Origin of the sequence: Streptomyces sp. NPDC051243 (assembly GCF_044455405.1) — a bacterium.
Taxonomy (GTDB): domain Bacteria; phylum Actinomycetota; class Actinomycetes; order Streptomycetales; family Streptomycetaceae; genus Streptomyces.
In genome coordinates, this window is the sequence record NZ_JBITES010000011.1 from 159,255 (window position 1) to 178,684 (window position 19,430).

Annotated in this window: 14 protein-coding genes and 2 pseudogenes; 10 read left to right on the forward strand and 6 right to left on the reverse strand. The window is 69.3% G+C overall.

Annotated features, from left to right (window positions below):
• Positions 1-553 precede the first annotated feature (553 nt).
• The 7 genes and pseudogenes from ACIBAG_RS27920 to ACIBAG_RS27950 all read left to right on the forward strand — a co-directional run.
• A pseudogene (locus tag ACIBAG_RS27920) lies at positions 554-1,161 on the forward strand (hypothetical protein); the annotation flags it as partial.
• Positions 1,103-1,444, forward strand: coding sequence for an STAS domain-containing protein (locus tag ACIBAG_RS27925; protein WP_399108945.1), 342 nt, complete (start codon positions 1,103-1,105; stop codon positions 1,442-1,444). The pseudogene ACIBAG_RS27920 and the gene ACIBAG_RS27925, both read left to right, overlap by 59 nt.
• Positions 1,445-1,617: 173 nt before the next feature.
• Complete coding sequence (locus ACIBAG_RS27930; protein ID WP_399108947.1) at positions 1,618-2,856, forward strand: cation:proton antiporter; 1,239 nt, start codon at positions 1,618-1,620, stop codon at positions 2,854-2,856.
• A complete protein-coding gene (locus ACIBAG_RS27935) occupies positions 2,843-3,127 on the forward strand; it encodes a hypothetical protein (protein ID WP_399108580.1) in 285 nt (94 codons plus the stop codon). The genes ACIBAG_RS27930 and ACIBAG_RS27935 overlap by 14 nt, the downstream gene beginning before the upstream one ends.
• Positions 3,128-3,430: 303 nt before the next feature.
• Positions 3,431-5,377 carry an NAD-binding protein gene (locus ACIBAG_RS27940; RefSeq protein WP_399108582.1) on the forward strand — a complete coding sequence of 649 codons (1,947 nt, stop codon included), beginning with the start codon at positions 3,431-3,433 and terminating at the stop codon, positions 5,375-5,377.
• Positions 5,378-5,532: 155 nt separating this feature from the next.
• Complete coding sequence (locus tag ACIBAG_RS27945) at positions 5,533-5,907, forward strand: hypothetical protein (protein ID WP_399108584.1); 375 nt, start codon at positions 5,533-5,535, stop codon at positions 5,905-5,907.
• Positions 5,908-6,077: 170 nt separating this feature from the next.
• Positions 6,078-6,446: pseudogene (locus ACIBAG_RS27950) on the forward strand (IS5/IS1182 family transposase); the annotation flags it as partial.
• Positions 6,447-6,458: 12 nt separating this feature from the next.
• Here ACIBAG_RS27950 and ACIBAG_RS27955 read toward each other — a convergent pair.
• Complete coding sequence (locus ACIBAG_RS27955) at positions 6,459-7,028, reverse strand: dienelactone hydrolase family protein (protein WP_399108586.1); 570 nt, start codon at positions 7,026-7,028, stop codon at positions 6,459-6,461.
• Positions 7,029-7,086: 58 nt separating this feature from the next.
• Here ACIBAG_RS27955 and ACIBAG_RS27960 point away from each other — a divergent pair, with 58 nt between their 5' ends.
• Complete coding sequence (locus tag ACIBAG_RS27960) at positions 7,087-7,677, forward strand: ArsR/SmtB family transcription factor (RefSeq protein WP_399108587.1); 591 nt, start codon at positions 7,087-7,089, stop codon at positions 7,675-7,677.
• A 336-nt stretch (positions 7,678-8,013) separates the two neighbouring features.
• On the opposite strand, the gene ACIBAG_RS27965 is transcribed toward ACIBAG_RS27960, so the two are convergent.
• The 3 genes from ACIBAG_RS27965 to ACIBAG_RS27975 form a co-directional block, all read right to left on the reverse strand.
• Complete coding sequence (locus tag ACIBAG_RS27965; protein ID WP_399108589.1) at positions 8,014-12,936, reverse strand: DNA repair ATPase; 4,923 nt, start codon at positions 12,934-12,936, stop codon at positions 8,014-8,016.
• A gap of 80 nt (positions 12,937-13,016) precedes the next feature.
• On the reverse strand, positions 13,017-15,050 hold the full coding sequence (locus tag ACIBAG_RS27970) for a flotillin family protein (protein WP_399108590.1): 2,034 nt from the start codon (positions 15,048-15,050) through the stop codon (positions 13,017-13,019).
• Positions 15,051-15,126: 76 nt separating this feature from the next.
• Positions 15,127-15,591 (reverse strand): hypothetical protein, encoded by a 465-nt coding sequence (locus ACIBAG_RS27975; RefSeq protein ID WP_399108591.1) that lies wholly within the window; start codon positions 15,589-15,591, stop codon positions 15,127-15,129.
• 247 nt (positions 15,592-15,838) lie between these two features.
• Between ACIBAG_RS27975 and ACIBAG_RS27980 the strand changes: the two genes are divergently transcribed.
• Positions 15,839-16,897, forward strand: coding sequence for a PucR family transcriptional regulator (locus ACIBAG_RS27980; RefSeq protein WP_399108593.1), 1,059 nt, complete (start codon positions 15,839-15,841; stop codon positions 16,895-16,897).
• A 27-nt stretch (positions 16,898-16,924) separates the two neighbouring features.
• Here ACIBAG_RS27980 and ACIBAG_RS27985 read toward each other — a convergent pair whose 3' ends face one another.
• Together ACIBAG_RS27985 and ACIBAG_RS27990 are read right to left on the reverse strand one after the other, a co-directional pair.
• Positions 16,925-17,263, reverse strand: a complete 339-nt coding sequence (locus ACIBAG_RS27985; protein WP_399108595.1) for a hypothetical protein — start codon at positions 17,261-17,263, stop codon at positions 16,925-16,927.
• A 281-nt stretch (positions 17,264-17,544) separates the two neighbouring features.
• On the reverse strand, positions 17,545-18,489 hold the full coding sequence (locus ACIBAG_RS27990) for an MIP/aquaporin family protein (protein WP_399108596.1): 945 nt from the start codon (positions 18,487-18,489) through the stop codon (positions 17,545-17,547).
• Between the two features lie 372 nt (positions 18,490-18,861).
• Between ACIBAG_RS27990 and ACIBAG_RS27995 the strand changes: the two genes are divergently transcribed.
• A complete protein-coding gene (locus tag ACIBAG_RS27995) occupies positions 18,862-19,218 on the forward strand; it encodes a CrcB family protein (protein ID WP_399108598.1) in 357 nt (118 codons plus the stop codon).
• The last annotated feature ends 212 nt before the right edge of the window (positions 19,219-19,430 follow it).

A 19,430-nucleotide genomic window follows, 5' to 3' on the forward strand; every position in this document is an offset into this window, starting at 1 on the left:
ACGGTGACCACCCGAGAGTCGGGCAACGGCGAAATACCCGACGAGCCGGAGGGCACGCCATCGATACCCGACAAGGAGTGGCTGAAGTTCCTCAGCGACAGCGAGCACGCCATCCGTGCTTCTGCCCCCAGGGAACCCTCCGCACAGGAGCGGGCACATGGGTGGCATCCGCACCCGCAGCCCGACGGCGAGAAGGGGAATACGGACGGGCCAGAGGGGACGCGGCGTTCACACGTGAGGACGGACGCGGTCGGCGAGCTGTGGCAGCCAGAGGAACCGCACAGCGGCCCGGCCTGGCGGGACCTCGACGCTCGCGCCAGGCTGCGGCGCGTGGGCCGCGTCATCGCCACCGCGGCCGCGATCACTCTGACGCTGGGGGCCTGGTCCTGGCTGTCCACCACCGGGGACACGGGGGGCGGTCAACCTGGCGACAGGGTCCAGCAGTTGGAGCAGGCTCCGCCCTCGGCCAGCCCTCTCCCACCTGGATCTACTTTTCCGTCTTCATCGGCGAAGCACTCCGGATAGGCAAGCGAACGCTCAAGGTGTCCCGACCGGTCTGGCCGCGGGCAGCGTCACACTAGCCATCGCCCTCGGGGCGGCCGCCCTTGTGGCGGTTCTCGCGGTGCGCTACGGCCGGACATCTCCCGCTTTGTCTCCAGCGAGGATCCGGAGAAGCTGCTGCTCGTCGTCCTGCGACTGACTCTGGTGATCGCCGGGCTCGCAGTGACGGCCGGCATCGAGCCCTCGCGCGGCCCGCTGGCCACTGCCTATGTCCTGATCCTCGTCGTCCTCGGCCCGCTCACCGCCCGCTACAGCGAGCCCGTCGCTATCCGTCTTCTCCGGCGCCACACCAAGCGGACGGGTCGTGGACAGCCCGCCCTCTTCATCGGGCACCGACCGAAGCATCGACAGCCAGGACGTCGTCGGCCACGCATGACCGGTCGCACGGCGGACCTGCTGCCACGCGAACGGCCGCCCTGTCAGAAGCCACCGCCCGGACGCACGCAGCGAGCCCCCGCGCGAAGCGCTCGATACGCTGCCTACAGGTGTGCCGGGAAGCCTGGTCGGCGAGCACACGCCCGCCTGCCCCGGAGAGCCTGCGATGCGTCCCTTCCGCTTCCGCCGCCGACGACGCGGGCCCCCGGGCTCCCACGTCCATGACGTGGTCCGTCTGCATGGCGATCTGGACGCACGGAACGCCGAAGCGACGGGCCGCCGCCTCGTGCGGTTCGTCGACGCCGGGCCGCAAGTGCTGGAGATCGATCTGGCGAATGTGAGGTACCTGAGTCCGGACGGCTGCGCGGCATTGTTCACAGCCCTGCGCGCCGCCCGTGCTCGCGGCACCCGACTGGTCCTTACGCATGCCAACGAGCGGGTGCGAGCGGTCCTGCAGCAGATCGGGCTCCTTCGCGCCCTGTCGGAGGGAGGCCGCAGCACTGGATGAACCCGACATCAGGAAGCGCTCCCTGCCGGAATCCGGCAATGCGCGACCTATCTGACTGCACGACAGGATACTGTCAGTGCCGCGTAAAGAACGTGTAGGGTTCCTCGCGGTGTGCCGGGAAGCCTGGTCGGCGGTCTTTGACAGAGGTGTCTTCGCCGATCGGGGTCCGGGTCATGGTGCTCGTCGTCGTCTTCGGGGTAGCGCTGCTCATCGCGGTGCTCCTGTCTGGTCTCGCGGCCCGGACGGTGTTGTCGACGTCGTTTCTCTTCCTGGTCGGCGGCGCGCTCGTCAGTGACGGCTTCCTCGAGCTGATCCACATCACGCCGGACAGCGAGATCGTGTCCGCCACGGCCGATCTGGCGCTGTTCGCGGTGCTGTTCACCGACGGCATGCACGTCTCGTTCCCCAAGCTGCGGGGGAACTGGCGCAACCCCGCCCGCGCTCTCGGGCTCGGCATGCCATTGGCGTTCGTGGGCATGGCACTGGTCACGCACTATCTGGTCGGCCTCGACTGGACGACCTCGCTGTTGGTCGGTGCGGTGCTGGCGCCCACCGACCCGGTGTTCGCCTCCGCCATCGTCGGACGCACGGAAGTCCCGGCGAAGCTGCGGCAGTTGCTGAACGTGGAGAGCGGCATCAACGACAGGCTCGCCCTGCCGGTCGTGCTCATCCTGATCGCCGCGGCCGGACCGACCGCCGGTCACGCCGAAGCATCCCTGGGGAAGATCGCGCTGGAGCTGGTCCTCGGTCTGGCCTTCGGCATCGTCCTGCCGTACGTAGTGATCGAGCTCGTACGCTTCCGGCTGCTGGGCGCCGAGCCCAAGCTGCAGCCACTGCTGCCGCTGGCGATCGGCGTGATCCTCTACGCCGTCTGCCACCTCACGCACGCCAACCCCTACCTCGCCGCGTTCTCCGCTGGAGCGGTACTCACCGCACGCTCGCTCGATGCGAAGGAAGCATTCGAGCCACTCGGAGAGGCACTGGCGGAGCTGGCCAAATTCGCCGCCCTGCTGGTGTTCGGCGCGCTGCTGACGCCACAACTGTTCGGTGACCTGTCCTTCGGCGGATACGTCGCCGTGGTCCTCGCGATCGTACTGATCCGCCCCGCCTCGCTGCTGTCCTCCCTCATAGGCACGCGCTTCACCCGGCAGGAGAAGCTGGTCGCGGCCTGGTTCGGGCCGAAGGGCTTCGCCTCGGTCGTGTATGGGCTGCTGGTGCTCCAGGCCGGGATCCCACAGGGCGAGGAGGCGTTCACGCTCATCGCCGTGTGCATCGCCTTCTCGATCATCGCGCACAGCTCCACCGACGTGCCGATCGCCCGCCTCTTCCACGTCGACGACCTCGCCGGTATACCCGGCGGTACCCCCGAGGCACCTCGTACCACCAAGGAGACCGGCCATGTCGGCACGTGAACTCGCCGAGCCCTACCCGTCCGTGTCCACGGACGAGGACGCCACCGATGCCGCCCGGTTGCTGGCGGAGCACAAGCTGCCCGCGCTGCTGGTCGTCGACCGCGATGCGCAGCCATACGCCATCGTGCCCGGCTCGCAACTCATCGGGCAGCTCGCACCGGCGTACGTGCTCGAGAACCCGCTGCTTACGGCCGCGATCAACGACGAAGACCTCAACGAGGCCGGCAAGGCTCGCCGGGCTGACGGTCGCGGAATGGCTGCCCCGCCATAGGTTCCGGCCGCCGACGGTCGGCCCGGACGCGAGCGTCATGCACATCGCGGCCCTCATGGCCCGCACGCACACCCCACCTGATCATCAGCGAGAGGATCCACCGCGTCGGGGCCAGCGGCAACGCTACCGCGATCGGCGCCAGCGTCGTCGTCCTCGCCATCGCCGAACGCAACCGCCAGCCCATCACTTTCCGGCAGTTCACCCCGTACGGCCTCGACGTCACCGCCGTCACCTTCGCGCTCTCGGCGCTGTACGTGTGGCTGCCGTACTTCGCCCTGGCATGAGAAGGAGGCGAGGAACGCCATGACCGTGTTTCCGCAGCCCGCGCGCGGTGCCCAGCAGCCCGGACACATGATCGTGTGCGGTGACGATGCGCTGGCCGAGCGGCTGGCGGCCGAGCTCACCGCGGTGTACCGGGAGCGGGTCACCCTCCTCGTACCTCCGGGACGGCGCGGCCGCACCGGGCCCGCATCGCGTGCGTCGGCACTGCTCGGCCGGATGCAGGCCGCGATGAACCGTGCCGACGGTGATGGCGCAGTCGCTCCTCGCGTGCTGGAAGCGGAGGAACTCGACGAGGCCGCCCTGGCCGAAGCGGGCGTCCGCGAGGCGGCCGCGCTCGCACTGGTGCATGACGACGACGAGACCAACATCCACGCCGCCCTGGCCGCCCGCCGCCTCAACCCCCGGCTGCGCCTGGTCATCCGGCTCTACAACCGCAAGCTCGGCCAGCACCTGGAGGAGCTCCTCGACCAGGCAGCTGCCCTCGCTGTCCCCGGCCTGGACCCGGAGGCGCTGGACACCTCCACCACCGTGCTGTCCGACGCGGACACGGCGGCACCGGCGCTCGCGGCCACGGCCATCGCCGGTACCAGCAAGATCGTTCAGGCCGACGGACTGTTGCTGCGCGCCGTGGAGCGGACCCCGCCGGACGGTCGCGACGTCGCCGACCCCGGCCTGTGCACGCTCGCCCTGTTGTCGTCGACCACCAACGACCCGGCCGGCGCGGAGGGTTCGGACGCCAGCGGACAGGAAGGGCCAGAGCTGCTGCCCGATGACGACACGGTGACCGCCGGCACCGGACGCGGCACAGTGGTCCTGGAGACCGTCACGCACAGCCCGTCCACTCCCGCACCGGGCCGACTCACCGGACGGACCCGGGGCAGCCTCCCCTTCGGACAGTTCTTCTCACGCCGCCTGCGCTGGTCGCTGACCGGGCTCACGGCCAGTGTCCTGGGTCTGGCCGTCGCGTCCTGGCTGACCACCGACGACCACCCGCTGCACGCCGCCTACCTCACCCTGCTCGACCTGTTCGCGATCGGCGACCCGGCGATCGGCGAGCCCACCGCCCGTCAGGTACTCCAACTCCTGTCCGGGCTGGCGGGGTTACTGCTCCTGCCCGTGCTGCTCGCCGCCGTCCTAGAAGCACTCGGCACCCTCCGCACTGCCTCCGCACTGCGCCGTCCGCCGCGCGGACTGTCCGGCCACGTCGTGCTGCTCGGTCTCGGCAAGGTGGGTACCCGAGTGCTGGCCCGGCTGCGGGAGCTCGGCATCCCCGTTGTTTGTGTGGAAGAGGACCCGGAGGCGCGCGGCATCCCGCTCGCCCGCCGTCTGCGGGTGCCGGTCGTCATCGGGGACGTCACGCAGGAAGGCGTCCTGGAGGCCACCAGGATCCACCGAGCGCACGCCCTGCTCGCCCTGACCAGCAGCGACACCACGAACCTGGAGGCGGCCCTGTACGCCCGCTCGGTCAAACCCGACCTGCGGGCGGCCCTGCGTCTGTACGACGACGCGTTCGCCGCTGCCGTCTACCGCACCCTGCGCGCCGCCCACCCCCGCGCCCTGACCCGCAGCCGCAGCGTCTCCACCCTCGCCGCCCCCGCCTTCGCCGGAGCGATGATGGGCCGCCAGGTCCTGGGCGCGATCCCCGTCGAACGCCGCGTCCTGCTCTTCGCCGCCCTGCACGTCGCCGGCCACCCCCAACTGGAAGGGCGCACGATCGTCGAATCCTTCCAACCCGGCGCCTGGCGCGTCATCGCCCTGGACACAGCCGCCCCCGCCGACCGGCTGCCCGACCTCGCGGCCACCCCGTCCCCCGACCACGACGACCACGCCCCCGGTCTCGTGTGGCAACTTCATCCCGGCTACGTGCTGCGGCCCGAGGACAGGGTCGTACTCGCCGCCACCCGGCAGGGTCTGGCCCAACTCCTCGGTCGACAGCCACGGCCGGCAACAAGGCCCACCGATGTGTAGATCAGGTGGCGAGAACCCCCGAAGACTGCCGGAAGCGGGCAGTGACGCTCCACAACAGCGCATGGGACCGTCGTCGCGCGCGTGAGATGACGGCCACGGGACGGCAGGCTGACCGAACGCCGAGGTGGCCGCCCGGACAGACGAGGAGTTGCGCTGTGTTCGACTGGCTTTGGGTTCTGGGTTGGTCGGCGCTCGCCCTGCCTCTCGCGATCGCCTCGCTACGAGGCTGGGCGCCCAAGCGGGTCAGGCGACACGTCAGTCCGTGGGGCATCCGCGTCCGGGGAATCGCGCTGCTGGTGTTCTGGGCGAGCGGTATGGTCGTTCCACTCGCCCGATGGGCCGGGCTGGACTCCGAGGACAGCACGTTTCTCACGTTCCCCGCGCAGTTCGGGCTGATGATGTTCGGGGCGGGACTCATGTGCGGTTCGCAGCTCGGTGAACGCTTCCACCGGCAGGCCATGCAGTCCTGGACCCTGAATGAGGGGCGGGACGGTGACGGTAAGCCGCAGGGCACGCGGTCCGTCGGCTGACTCAGCCCGTCTTCGATCCCCACCGTGTGTCGATCCGTTCCCACTCCGCAGCCCACCGCTCCAGACGGCGTCGCTCCATCCCCAGACGCACTGCCCGCACCGCGCACCACACCACGGCGCCCGTGCCGGCACCCACGACCACGCCTCCCGAAATCGCGTGCGTCATGGCCTTAATCCCGGTTCTCGACCGCCTTCTCGTGCCCCGGCCGGACGGCGGCCATCCCCGCACCCGGCCCGACCATCTCAGCGGCGACAAAGCGTACTCATCACGCCGCAACCGCCGATACCTGCGACGTCGCCAGATCAAGCACACCATCCCCGAACGCCGAGACCAGCAGGCCCACCGCCTACGCCGTGGCAGCAGCGGCGGCAGGCCCACCGGCTTCGATGCGGCACACTGTGCCCGCAGAAACGAAGTCGAGCGGCTGATCAACCGATTGAAGGCGAACCGGGCAGTGGCCACACGTTTCGACAAGAGGGCGTACGTTTTTCACGGCACCGTGACCGTCGCAGCCCTGCGCCTCTGGCTTTGCGCATGACCCGCCAACGACCTAGCGCGAGCCCAGGAACTCGATCGCCCGCTGGGTCAGGAGCTTGGCAGCGTCCGGGTCGTAGGAGGGCAGCGAATTGTCAGCGAACAGGTGCTGGTCTCCGGGGTACAGGAACATCTCCGCGTCAGCACAGTCGGAGACGAGCGCGCGGGCAGCGTCAATGTCCTCGGCGAAGAGCGGATCGGCTTCCTTCGCATGCACCTGCACCGGAACACTGTCAGGCCATGCCGCGCCGAACTCCGAGACGGGGATACAGGCGTGGAACAAGAGCGCGCCCCGCGCGCCCGCCCGCGTCTGCGCCAGCTTCTGGGCGGGCAGCACCCCCAGTGAGAAGCCGACGTAAACAGCGTCCTGCGGCAGGTGCTCGGCCGCACGGACGCCCCGCTCGGTGATCTCGCCGAAGCCGATCTCCTCGACGTAGCCCATGCCCTCCTCAAGGGAGCCGAACGTGCGCCCGTCGAAGAGATTGGGCGTGTGGACGGTGTGGCCGGCCGCACGGAGCTCGTCGGCGAAAGCGGCGACTCCGGGAGTCAGCCCCTGCGAGTGATGGAACAGTACGACCCCTGTCATGCCCGAACCCCTTGCCTTGTGGGTAGCGAATGATCCGGAACTCTAGAATAATCGAGAGGTGTCGAACAATACCCGCCTCCCCGACTACGACCTTGCCGACGTCACAGATGTGACAGCCCCGGCCCAGCTCCGCGCGCTGGCCAACCCACTGCGCAACGCCATTCTCGAGCTACTCCTCGAACGCGCCGCGACCGTGAGCGAACTGGCCGCCGCACTCGGCCGCCCCAAGAGCACGGTCGCGCACCACGTGAGCGCCCTGGCGGATGCCCAGCTGCTGAAAGTCGTGCGGACCCGCCGGGTGCGAGCCATCGACGAGCGGTACTACGGCCGCACCGCGCGCATCTTCCGCGTCGGCACGATCAGCCCGACCGACGGGGCCGAGGCGCCCTACTGCAACAACGATCTCGCCACGGCCGCCGCCGAGTCGGCCCCCGCACACCAGGCAGATCAGCTCTCCTCGATCGTGCGGCACGTACGGATCCCGCGGGAGCAGGCCCGCGAGTTCTGGGCGCGGGTCCTGGAGCTGGCCAACGACTACGCGCAACTGCCCCGCGGAGGCGCTGTGGTGTACGGCTTCGCTGCCGGGCTCTACCCGACCGACTATCCGGCGCTGCCAGAGGCTGAGGCCCCAGCAAAAGACCCAGACTGACCGGTATCACAGGTCATGGCGTCCACAGCCGCGACCTGCAACACCCGAACCTTCTCCCCCTGGCCCGATCTAAGGCAGCAACCCACCAAGTCACATGACCTATCGGACAGGCCCTAGGTCGCCGTGCACGTCGCGGACAAGGAGGCGAGCTGCGTCCTGCCGTATGTCTTCGTCGTCCACAGCCAGACGCTGGGACGCCGGTCAGGTCGAGGGGGCGTACGCCGATCAGGTCCGCGCGGTGATCCTGACCGGCGTGTGGCGTGCACGGCTACGCTCCAGGCACGACTCGCCCAGCAGCACGAGAGCCGGAAATGGCGCCGGCCTGGGCCACCATAGTCAGTGGTTCTCGCGTCCCGATGCTGGGCGCGCGGCGTGGCGGGCCTGGGGATTCGCCGTCAAGTGGCGGGGACCGGCAGCACGGTTGATCGCCGTCTCGACCTCCGCGACCCGGTCCGCGAGGAGGCCGAGCGCGGCGACTGCGCGTGTCAGTGGGTCGTTCTCGGGACCGCCGAGGGTTTGGCTTCGGACGTAGGCCGTCTTCAACGCGGTCCAGCGCAGGGCTTGTTCGTGCGAGAGTGTGCCGCGCAGTTCGGCCAGTTTGAGCAGGTTGGCTTCGGCGCTGGTAGTGAGGGTCTGGGCCTCGGCGGAGTAGTGGTCGTCGATCAGCGCGGCCAGTTCGGCGGCGTTCATGACCGGCTGGATGCGCTGGGCGATCTTGTTCATGTTGCGGTAAGAGCCCTGGAGTTGGAAGGGCGGTTCGGTGCGGGTCGTGTCCGACTGGGCTGCCGAGGCGATGTAGGCGGCGTTGACCGCCAGGACCGTGTCGCGGGCGGTGAGTAGGTGGTGCAGGACGGCCAGGATCCGCTCAAGTTCCGCGGCGGTGTACGGGTGTGTGAGACGGTTGGCACGGACAGCAGGGTCACCCTCCGCGAGGCGGATCAGTAGGTCGAGGTCAGTACGGTCGCGGCCAGCCAGCGGGGCGAGTACCGGGTTCGCGGTCAGGGCGTTCTCGATGAAGCTGAGCGCGAAGGCGTCCTCCTTGCCGGTCAGGACGTCACCGAGGTTCCACACGTCGGCTCGGTTGGCGAGCATGTCGGGGACGCGGAAGCGGCGGCCGGACTCGGTGTAGGGGTTGCCTGCCATGCATACGGCGAAGCGCTTGCCGCGCAGGTCGTAGGTGCGCGGCTCGCCGTCCCGTACGCCCTCGATGCGGCGGGTGGCGTCGCACAGCGGGATGAACTTCTGCAGCAGTTCGGGTGAGGTGTGCTGGATGTCGTCCAGGTACAGGAGGGTGTTGTTGCCCGCCTCCAGCGCGAAGTTGATCTTCTCGACCTCCTGGCGGGCCGTGACGTTCGGGGCCTCTGCCGGGTCGAGCGAGGTGACGGCATGGCCGAGCGCAGGGCCGTTGACCTTCACCAGGATCAGGCCGAGCCGGTCGGCGACGTACTCCATGAGGGTCGTCTTGCCGTAACCGGGTGGGGAGATGAGCATGAGCAGACCACCGGTGTCGGTGCGCTTTGATTCTCCCGTGGTCCCCAGCTGCTTGGCGAGGCTGTCGCCGATGAGCGGGAGGTAGACCTCGTCGATGAGCCTGCTCCGCACGAACGCGGACATCACACGCGGCCGGTACTCGTCCAGGCGGATCCGTGTGCGCTCGGCGGACACCAGTGCCGTGCGGCGACGCTGGTAGGCGCGGTGTGCGGGGACCTCGCGGGCGCGGAACTGCTGTGTGCGGGCCAGGAATTCGTCGATGCGGACGGTGAGGCTGCGGCCGATGATGCGCGGGTGGGCTCCGAGCAGTCCTGCGACGGTCTCGGTCAGCCGCGCGTCGGACTCATAGCGGACCAGCTCGGGGCAGAGCTCGGCCGCCACCGCCTCGGCCAGGTCGCCGGAGGTGATGTCCATGCCGATGGAGGAGGTGTACGAGGAAAGCCACGCCTCGACGAGCTGCTTGCGGGCAGCCGGGGCATCGAGGGCGGTGAGGTCGTCGTGGTAGGCGGACTTGCCCACTGTGCGGCGGAACTTGTCGAGCAGCGTGCGGGTGCCGGCACTGATGACGAAGCCGTCGGGCCGGGTGGTGAGCTCCTCGAAGAGGTAGATCGCGGCGGGGCCCGCGTACTCTCCATCGATCGCGTCCGCCAGTTCGGTCTGGAGATCGGCGATGGCGGGTGCGAGGCCGAACGTGTCTCTGGCCCGGGCCAGCGACACCGCGCGCCGGGTCCAGCTCGCGCGGGCCTCGGCCGTCGTCCCGTGTGCCCAGAACAGCTGGGCTGCCGCGCGGCCGGCGGGCTCGTGGCGGAGCAGGCCCGCGCCTTCGTGCAGGCGTAGGAGTGCGGCGAGGATCACTGCCGCGTCGTGGTCGTGGACTCCGCGCTCGTAGCCCTCGTCGTACGCCGACTCCGCCGCCTGTCGGACGAGCGCAGGCAGGCCGTCCGCCTCGGCGAGGGTCACCTGGCCGTGCTCCTCCAGCAGCCGGGAGGCGAGGTGCTCGGCGCGGTAGACGGCCGCGGACTCCGACGGCAGCGGACGGTCCCAGTACGCGCTTGTGGCCGCGAAGTCGGGGTCTGTCACCGGCGATCGGTAATCGGTGCCCGTCAACGCGAAGGCCAGGCCCTCGCCGTGCGGAACCAGCGTGAGGTCCAGGGGCTGGGTGTTGACGGCGAACCGGTGGGTGCCCAGCCGGACCGTCCGTCCGTCGTCGGCGTACAGGTCCGTGCGGTCGCGCACGGCACGCAGGGCCTCCTGGCGGGCGGACTTCAGGCGGCCGTCGAGCTCCTCGGCCCGGACCTGGTCGCCGAGTTCGCGTAGTTCGTCCGCGATGCGGCGGACCTTGGCGGCCATCGGGTCGGAGGTGAAGTACGTGGCGACGGCGTCCGCGTCGGCGAGCACGGTGGCACGGCGGCTGACCGTCTGCAGGACACGGGCCGCCGAGTCGGCCAAGCGCTCTGCCCGGCGGGCGCGGGCGTCGGCCAGCGTCTGCTTGCGGGCCGAGAACGCCTCGTGGACCTCGTCGCGCTTGTCCGCCAGCTCGCCGAGGAAGTCGTCGAACTCGGCGAACCGCGCCTCCAGGTTCTCCACCTGGACCAACGTGCGGGCAAGCTGCTCGTCGCACGCCTCGGGAGTGTCGGCGACCGCGAGCGCCCCGGTGACCGCCTGGCCGAGCAGGGCGAACTCGGCGGCGAACTCGGCGCGTCCCTCACGGTCGAGGAGCTCGCGGCGGCGGCCGTCGAGGGTCGCGCGGGCGCGGTTGACACCACCGAGGACCTCGGCAATCCGTTCCAGAATGGCGGTACGGACCGTGGCATCGCCGATGTCGAGGCCACCGACGACCTCGGTCACCGTGTTCAGCCCGTCGGAGAGTTCGTCGAGACGGTCGGCGACGGGCGCGGCCTCGGCGACGGTGGCGATCGCCCCGGCGTCGGCGACGAGCCGCTCGATGTCGGCCTGGTGGCCGGCGAAGGCGTCCTCTCGGGCGAGGTGCTCGACGGCACGCCGGCCGAAGGTGGCGAGGTAGGCCTCCACGTCTGCGGCGAGTTCGTCGATGCGGGCGGTGTCCGCGTACCGCATGTCCTTGAGGGTGAGCAGGTGGCCCTGTGCGTGGCGGAGCTCGGTCAGCCCGGTTACCCAGGCCGCGGCGCTGCTGGGCACCTCGCCGCGCAGGCGTCGTACAACGGTGGCAACCCGTGCGGCGGCCTCGGCGAGCGCGTCGGCCGCCTGGCGGGTGAGGGCTTGGACCGTCTCGAACTCGGCCAGTACCTGCTCGGCGTCGGTCCGGACCTGCTCCAACGGGCCCAGCAGGTCCCCGAGTTCTTCTTCACCCAGCCAGTGGTAGGAGTCCGCTGCCCTGACGCAGGCGGCGGCCAGTGCCTCGTACACGTCGCTCGTCGGGGTTGTCTCGGCGACCGCGTACGTGATGGACAGGCAGTCGGAGATGCCTCGCACGAGGTCAGCGTTGCCGACGCGGGCGAGCGGGCCAGTGCCGACCGGCTGGGCGGCGGCGTGGGTGTCGGAGACGTACGGGGAGTTCCACAACTGGACGGGGTGCACGCGCTGCGGCTCGTCGCTGTCGGCGCGCAGCACGATGAGCGTACCGTCGTCGAATAGGGCCCAGCCGTGGCAGGACAGCGGAGTGGCGACCTCCTTGCGGATCGTGTTGTAGGGCAGCAGCAGACTGCGGCCCTCCACGCGCGCGTGGAACGCGTACAGGACGTCCTCGCCGTTCGGGGAGCGGACCACGCGCTCGAACTCCAGGTCTGCCATGTCCGAAGTGGCGGCAATGCCGTCGAACGTCTTGTACGCCCCCGTCGCCAGGTAGTAGCCACCGGGGAAGACGATGCCCTGGTCCTCGGGCAGGCGACGGCAGGCCCGGCCGATTCCGTCGAGGCGGACGACGCTCTTGGTGAGGGTGTTGAAGACCAGGTAGCGGTGGACATCCTCCTTGTAGGGCAGGACGCGCAGCAGGAGGAGGGCGCCCACGCGCGTGTACGCGATCTCCGCGTCGGCGAGGGACTGCAGCGGCTCGTCGACCGGCTCGGCGTAGATCCCCTGCCCCGTCTCGGTGTTGTCCTCGACCTTGACCGTCAGCGTCCCGCCGACCGTCTCGACGAACACCTCGCCCTGGACGGAGATGTGCGGGTGGCGGCCGAGGATGTGGTCCTCGCGGGTCGTCTCCGTCCAGTCGAAGTCGTGGGAGGGCGGGAAGACGTGGTCGCGTTCGCCTCGCGCGTCCAGGAATGCGACCTGTCCGTCGTCAGTGACGGCCCAGCGCAGGACGCGGATGTCGCCGGCCTTCTCGCCGGTCTGGAACACGGCCAGCAGCTTGCCGTCGACGCGCCGGAGTTGAAGGAGGTGGGCCTGGCGGTAGTAGCGATAGAGGGCGGCGAACTCGCGGACGAAGGCGGGGTCATCGAGCAGGCCGGGTACGGCGTGGTCGGGCAGCCGGTTCAGGTCGCGGTCGTGCAGGGCGAAGACGTCGGCGACGGTCGTCTCGGGCTTGAGCCCGAGGAAGACGTTGTGTCCGAAGAGCAGCACGTCGCCGACGGAGACGATGTCGCGGGGTACGCAGTTGTGCTCGGTGCGCAGCCGCTGGGCGCCGACGAGTTCGAGCCGGGTGGAGCCGAACTCCTCGGTGCGGCGGGCGTTGAGCGATTCGGTGCGGCGGGCGAGTTCGGCGGCCTGCGCGGTGAGGCGGTCGCGCAGCACCTCGTAGGTGCCGGTGTCGAGCGCGTCGTACGTGCCGGTGTCCGGGCCGGTGGTCATGGGTCCCTCTCAGGAGTTCGAATGAGATGCGTGGTCCGGAGCCGCCGTCCCCTGTGCGGCGGCTCCGGACCACGAGTCGGTCAGCCCTTGGCGCTGCCGTTGAGGGCGGCGAGGGAGGTGTCGGCGAGACCCAGCTCGCCTGCCTTGTCGAGCAGTTGCTGGAGCTGGCCGGTGTTCGCGGTGCCTGTCTTCATGAGCTTCATGAGCAGGGCGGAGACGGTCAGGTTCTGTACGTCTGCCGAGGAGACCGAGCCCAGAATGCCGCTGAGGTCGTCGGTGAACCTGGCAGTGCCGTCCAGCCACGGCCCGGCGAGGGCCTGCACGGTTTCGGAGTGCCGGACGAACCCGTCGACGCCCTTGCCGAGCGCGATGGAAGACACCAGCCGGTCGAAGAAGACCGACTCGCCGCCGACGATGTTGATGTCGGCGTTCTCCAGCCCGGTGGCCAGCACCGTGGCCTGCGCCTCGGCGACCTGCCGCTGCACGTCGAGCCCCGCGAGCCGGATGTCCTTCTCGGCCTCCAGGCGCAGCCGGTACTCTTCGTGCGTACGGGACGCCTCGTCCAGCGCGGCCATCGCCGCCGCCTTCTCGGTGAGGCCCGCGGCCTCGGCCTTCAGCTTCTCGCCGATGGCCGCCGCCTCGGCGAGCGCCTTGGCCTTGGCTCCCTCGGCTTCCGCCAACATGCGGGCCTGAGTTGCCTCCGCCTGCGCACGGCCGGCCTTCTCGATAACCTCCGCCTCCTTGTCGCGGACCTGGACCGCCGCGAGCCCTTCGGCCGCGGACTCGGCCTGGACGCCCTCGGCGAGCCGCAGCTTGGCCTGCGCGTCGAGGTCGGCGCTCTTCAACCGCGCCTCGGCCAGCGTGAGTTCCTCGGCTGCGCGGTGGACAGCGGCCTGCTCGGCGGCCTCCGCTGCCTTGATGTCCTTGACCAGCTTCTCCTGCGCTTCGGCCTCGGCGGCGATGACGACCGCCTGCCGCTGCCGCTCGGCCTCCTCCATCGCGCGCAGCTTCTTGATGGACTCCTCCTGTTCGGCGACCGTGCGGTCCACGGCGACGCGCTCGCGGATGACCTCGGCGATCTCTCGCTTCTCCGACTCGACCTCCTTCTCGGCGGCGATCTGCGTCAGCTGGGTCTCCCGGTCCCGCGCGATGACTTCGAGGAGGCGGTCCTTCTCGATGCGCTCGTTCTCAACGGCGATGACCCGTTCGCGGTTCTTCGCGGCGACGGCCACCTCGCGCGCCTGGTTCTCGCGCTGAACGCCGAGCTGCTCCTCGGTCTTCAGGAACGCGCTCTGCGCTCGCAGCCGCTCTTCCTCGACGACCCGCGCGGTCTCGGCCTCCTCGCGAGCCCGTACCGTCTCGATCTCCCGCCGCTGCTTGATCTCGGCGTCGGCCTGGCGGCGCTCCAGCTCCAGGATGGCCTCGCGGGCGTCGACGTTCTGCCGGGTGATCTCCTTCTCCTCGGTGCGCTGGGCCTCGTTGGTGCGCACGTGCTCCACGGCCGTCAACTCGGTGATCTTGCGGATGCCCTGGGCATCTAGGACGTTGGCCGGGTCGAGCTGGGTGACCGGCGTCTGCTCCAGGTAGTCGATCGCCGCGTCCTCCAGGTGATAGCCGTTGAGGTCGACGCCGATGACCTCGATGATCCGGTACCGCAGCTCCTCGCGCTTGGTGTAGAGGTCGGTGAAGTCCATCTGCTTACCGACGGTCTTCAGTGCCTCGGAGAACTTCGCGTGGAACAGCTCTTGCAGCGTGTTCCGGTCGCTTGCCCGCGCGGTGCCGACGGACTGGGCGACCTTGATGACGTCGTCGACGGTCTTGTTGACCTTCACGAAGAACGAGATCCGGATGTCCGCTCGAATGTTGTCCCGGCAGATCAGCCCTTCCTTGCCGGCCCGCGTGATCTCGATGGCCTTCACCGAGATGTCCATCGTCTCGGCCTTGTGCAGCACGGGCAGCACGACCTGCCCGGTGAAGGTCACATCGACCTTGCGCATCTTGGAGACGATCAGCGCCTTGCCCTGCTCCACCTTGCGGAACAACCGGGCGACGACGAGCACGGCGAACAGGCAGACGGCGACGAGCGCGCCGATGCCGATGATTACGGGAACCATGACATACGTCCTTCAGGGATGAGGAAGTTGAGCAAGAGGAAGAGCGGCCGGGGGCGAGATCCGGCGGAGGCGCGGCTCAGGCGGCGCGGTCCCGAGTGTGCAGCGGGGCCGTACCCGCGCGAGTCCGGCTCGGCGCGGATGGCTCGGGTTCATCAGGGATCGGGACAGACGACCCGCGTTCATCCGGGAAGAGACGGTGCAGCGGCCGTACGATCCGGCAGGTCGCGACCCAGGCCACGCACAACGCGACGACCGGTACAAGCAGGCGCAGCAGCCCGATGGCAGGTCCGGACGGGGCGAACACGGCGAGCAGAACAGCCGACCCGACGCTCAAGGACCACGCCAACACCGTCAACAGGGAGAACGCGACCGTAGCGGGCACCCCGCCCATGCGCCACGCCCGCAGATCCACGTCTGCGTCGAAGCTGTCGACGTCGGCCACGCCCATGGCGGCAAGCAGCCAGAAGCAGACGACCACGACAAGGGCCGCGGTCAGCAGAATCGTCGGCAGACCAGTGGCGGCCAACAGAACGGTCCGCATCTCCCGGTCCCCCTCTCCGCCTGCGGCGCGCATGAGTCATGTACGGCGGCGCACGGCTCCCCTCCGGTTCCGGTGCGGGTACCTGCCGGTGTCCGGCACCGGAACCATCTGCGGTGCTCCCCGCGAGCCATGCTGCACGACCGGATCCCACCCCCGCATTGCCGGTTCCCGGCAGTGTTCATTAGGGTCTGCATGCCGGTGGCCGCTAAGAAACCGTCAGTGGCGCGTCAGGAATGCGGGGGACGACGTGACGGACCGGGAGATTCCCAAGCAGTATCTGGACGGCTACGACCGCATCCTGGCCGAGGTCTCGGCCACCGGTCGGCGCCTGACCCGCGACGAGATCTCCTCACGCCGCGCCCTGGGCGAGCAGGCCGCGGAGGCGGGACACGGACTACGCGCCCTGGTCAGCGCGCACCTCACCGCCGCCCAAACCACCTGGCCTGGCACCGCCGGTTCGGCCCAGGACGCGCTCGCCGCCGTACAACAGGTCATCGACGCCTTCGCCGAAGGCTACGAACGCGCCCAACGCCTCGCCGTACGCCAGGAGGAGGCCGCCCGCCGCGAATTCATCGACGACCTCCTCTACGGCCGCAGCGACCTCGGCCGTCTCGCCGAGCGAGCCGAACGCTTCGGCCTGCGCCTGTCCCACGCGCACGCCGTCGCCGTCGCCGAGGGCCCGGCCGCCTACGACGAGGGCGCCCCGGTACCCCGCCAGGTCGAACGGGCCCTCATAGCCCGGTTCGGGGACCGCAGCGTCCTGCTCACCACCAAGGACGGCCGCCTGCTGTGCATCGCCCCCGGCCACCAGGACGACGTACTCGCCTACTTCGCCAAGCAGGCCCACGCCGCGACCGACGGCGGCCGCGTCGCCATCGGCCGCCCCCAACCCGGCCCCGGCGGCGTCGTCCAGTCCTACGAAGAAGCCCTCAACGCCCTGGAACTCGCCGAACGCCTTGACCTCGACGACCCCGTCCTGCGCGCCGCCGACCTCCTCGTCTACCCCGTCCTCACCCGTGACCGACAAGCCATGGCCGACCTCGTCCTCGACACCCTCGGCCCGCTCACCACGGCCCGCGGCGGCGCCGAACCCCTCCTCGACACCCTCACCGCCTACTTCGACTCCGGCTGCGTCGCCGCCGAGGCCGCCCGCCGCCTCTCCCTCAGCGTGCGCGCCCTGACCTACCGCCTGGAGCGCATCCACAAACTCACCGGCGCCAACCCCGCAGACCCCCGCCATCGGTACATGCTCCAAACGGCAGTCATCGGCGCACGGTTGCTGGACTGGCCCGCCAAGGACCTCTGAATCCCTGGACGCCCGCACTCGGCGGATTCAGGCGCGCGTTAGGGTGATCAGCCACGTGGCCGACGGGTAGAGCACACCGTCGGATGTCTCATGGGCGCGAAGAGTCGCCCGCAGGTCGGCAAGCGCTCGCTCGCGGCCGGCGTCATCGAGGTCCGTCAGCATCCAGCCGAGCAGACCGGAGACGAAGCTGTATGCGTCATCGGCGTCGGCGCCGAAGTGCATGGACGCGGTGAGCGGTTCGATGTCCGGTTCGGCGAACCCGGTGCCGGTGATCAGGCGGCGTACCCGGTCCGGCTCGGACAGCAGCACGGTCACGAGCCTGTCGGTGAACGCCGCCAGATCTCCGTCGGACGCGTTCTGGTCCAAACGTCGTGTTCCAGTCCGGGAGTTGCGGAGTATCGGCCCCTGCGTGCGTCCGGCAGTACGCTCGAGACGTTCTGGGTTGGGCCGTGTGCGAGTCGTTCGACGCGTTCCTGGCGCACTATCTGTCGGACAGTCACACGTCAACTGTTTGCTCACAGACCCGCCGCCGACAGAGGGGCCCAGCGTCCATCCTGCTGGCCGGCCAGCGCTCACGCCCTGTCCAGCGCCTCCGGACCGGTCACCGACTCCGTCGGCTTGGACACTCGGTCCCCAGTCGCCACGGCCTACTCCTCGTCCGAGGTCGTGGGGCGGGTGCGGCCCGGTTCCGGTGGGATAGCCTTCTGGACACGGATGTGCAGTACGTCCCCGATGAACAGGTCGTACACCAACACCCCGATCACCCCACCGACAAGGGGTCCCACGATCGGGATCCACCAGTAGGCGCTGAAGGCTCCGGACAGACTGCCCGGAAACGCCAGGTCCTTCCAGCCGGCCATCCATGTGAGCAGGCGGGGACCGAAGTCGCGCGCCGGGTTGATGGCGTATCCCGCGTTGGCTCCGTAGGACATGCCGATGGCGGCCACCACGAAGCCGATCACCAGCGGACCGAGGTTCGCCTTCACGGCGGTGTTGCGCAGGTCGATGACGGCCACGACGAACATGACCAGGAAGGCGGTGCCGACGATCTGGTCGATCAGCGGTCCCCAGATGCCGCCATGGAAGTACGGCGCCGGGAAGGTGGCGAAGATAGAAAAGGAGGCGAGCGTGTGCCCACCCGTCTTGGGCCCCTCCATGGCGGCGTCGAACGTGTCGATGGCGTCGTGGTACACGGCCAGAACCAGCGCCGCTCCTGCGAGGGCGCCGGCCACCTGAGAGACCCAGTACGGAAGGACCTTGCCCCAGGGGAATTTGCGGCGTACCGCGAACGCGAGGGTCACGGCCGGGTTGATGTGCGCTCCGCTGACTCCGCCGGCCACGTAGATAGCGAAGGCCACGGCCAGGCCCCAGCCCCAGGTGATCAGCAGCCAGTCCCCGGCACCGAGGAAGAATGTCGTGGGGCCCGAGGTTCGGCCCGATCCGGGCAGCGCCGCGACCGCCATGGCCACCACGCCGCAACCGAACGAGATGAGGACGAACGTCCCCAGGAACTCTGACAGGCATTCGCCCCACAGGCCCGCGCGACGCCTGAACCGAGAAGGTTTCACCAAAGGCGGGATCTCCACGGCCATGCGATCCTCCACGCACTCAAACGGTTGTGTTCAAACGCCACTGCCCGCTCGTGAAGCGGCGCACGGGGACACTTATCGGGGCCTCGCCTCACTGCGCCACGGTGGGCCGTCTCCCTATGCGTACCGTGTCAGTGGGACCGCGGCGAACCAGGAGGGTCCATTTGGATATGAATACGCGATCCCGGGGAGCAGTCATTGCCGAGTTTCTTGTGCGGGACCCAACGCTCCTCCAATCTCCGGGCATGTGGGGGCATGATGCCAACGTTCCCCGGAGTCCCGTGGGTCGCCTGTCGCGGGCCGAACCATGAGTATTTTCGGTCGTCGTGCTGCAGTCGAGTGAAGCGGAGTCGCCTTATTGAAAGAGGCCGCGTTTTGGAGCTGTTGCTGTTGATTCTTGGCGGCGCTGCAGGGACCCTGCTGCGCTTCTCCATCGAGAAAGGAGTCCTAAAAGTGTGGCCGGGCGCTCCTGTCCCTTGGACACCTTTCACGTTGAACTTCGCCGGGTGTTTCACCCTCGGCATTCTGCTGGGGAGCGTCATCGTCCACGACCTACCAGCCACGTACTACATGCTGCTTGGCGGGGGAATCACGACGTTCAGTATCTTCGGCCTCCAACTCGTGGAAATGACACAGAGTCGGCTCTACGGCGTGGCTGGTTTCAGGGCATTCACGGGGTGGCTCGTCGGAACGGGGGCGGCAGCCGTCGGTGTAGTAGTGAGCCTGCGCTGATGGACCCCAGCCGGGCAACTGATCGTGACTCCATGCCTGTTGGACGAGCCGACGCTGAGCGGACGACCGGGAGCTGTTGCCGCCGTATCCGTTACCCGCCGCAAAGGCTGATGCACACGTGCTCCGCCCGGGCGTAGCCACCCTGAGGCCCTGACGGATTACCTCCCGGCGACCGGCGCAAACGTCACCGCCACCGTCCGCCGTTGCGACGA

Coding starts and splice junctions, on each gene's coding strand:
- ACIBAG_RS27975 (WP_399108591.1), bottom strand. CDS start 15,591: ATGCGGACCGTTCTGTTGGCCGCCACTGGTCTGCCGACGATTCTGCTG.
- ACIBAG_RS27955 (WP_399108586.1), bottom strand. CDS start 7,028: ATGACAGGGGTCGTACTGTTCCATCACTCGCAGGGGCTGACTCCCGGA.
- ACIBAG_RS27925 (WP_399108945.1), top strand. CDS start 1,103: ATGCGTCCCTTCCGCTTCCGCCGCCGACGACGCGGGCCCCCGGGCTCC.
- ACIBAG_RS27935 (WP_399108580.1), top strand. CDS start 2,843: ATGTCGGCACGTGAACTCGCCGAGCCCTACCCGTCCGTGTCCACGGAC.
- ACIBAG_RS27930 (WP_399108947.1), top strand. CDS start 1,618: ATGGTGCTCGTCGTCGTCTTCGGGGTAGCGCTGCTCATCGCGGTGCTC.
- ACIBAG_RS27965 (WP_399108589.1), bottom strand. CDS start 12,936: ATGACCACCGGCCCGGACACCGGCACGTACGACGCGCTCGACACCGGC.
- ACIBAG_RS27990 (WP_399108596.1), bottom strand. CDS start 18,489: ATGGCCGTGGAGATCCCGCCTTTGGTGAAACCTTCTCGGTTCAGGCGT.
- ACIBAG_RS27940 (WP_399108582.1), top strand. CDS start 3,431: ATGACCGTGTTTCCGCAGCCCGCGCGCGGTGCCCAGCAGCCCGGACAC.
- ACIBAG_RS27970 (WP_399108590.1), bottom strand. CDS start 15,050: ATGGTTCCCGTAATCATCGGCATCGGCGCGCTCGTCGCCGTCTGCCTG.